Source organism: Streptomyces kebangsaanensis (assembly GCF_001906585.1).
GTDB classification, from domain to species: Bacteria; Actinomycetota; Actinomycetes; order Streptomycetales; family Streptomycetaceae; genus Streptomyces; species Streptomyces kebangsaanensis.
Genome location: NZ_JUJA01000169.1, coordinates 59,166 through 59,725, shown reverse-complemented (window position 1 = coordinate 59,725; position 560 = coordinate 59,166). Strand labels below are relative to the sequence as shown.

At 70.7% G+C, this 560-nt stretch carries 1 protein-coding gene; it reads right to left on the bottom strand.

Annotation, left to right across the window (positions count from 1 at the left end; translation table 11 throughout):
* Positions 1–412: transposase (locus RH94_RS37660; RefSeq protein ID WP_234426343.1), on the bottom strand; the 412-nt coding region annotated here is incomplete at its 3' end.
* Positions 413–560 lie beyond the last annotated feature (148 nt).

Below are 560 nucleotides of genomic sequence, written 5' to 3'. Positions count from 1 at the left end.
GTCCGAGTGCCTCGGAGCGGGCGGCTCGACGCCGCCTCACTTGGAGAGGAAGCGAGCAGAACGCGGTTGACGTCTTCGGCATGGGCTCCCAGCAGCCGCTCGCTCTCAAGCCGGGATCGTCCAGCTCCATGGCCAGGGCGTACGTGAAATCGATGCGGCAGCGCACCGCCTCGGCCACCTGCCGGCCCGACAGGCCGAGCAGGAACTGCAGCACACGGACGGTGGCCCACTGGGCGGGCGAGAGGCCGGGGCGTCCGGCGCGCGGGTACCGGTCGGCGAAGTCCTCGTCGCACCACAGCCCGTCCAGCCGGTCCCGCACCCGCATCGCCGCCGTACCGCCCGGATCGCTCGCCCGCACGACCTGCACGGTCAGAACCGGGACCTGCTCACCGGAACGGGGACGGAGGAACAACAGGCACCTCGACAACCGCATCGGCCTTCGAAACGGCCCCGAGCATGCCCGCTGACCATACTGCCGCACCGGGAAACCCCAGGATTCCCAACGGAGTCAAGTCAGGCGTCCGCGAGGAGGGGGTCGTACGGAGTGCTCGTGCGGCGGG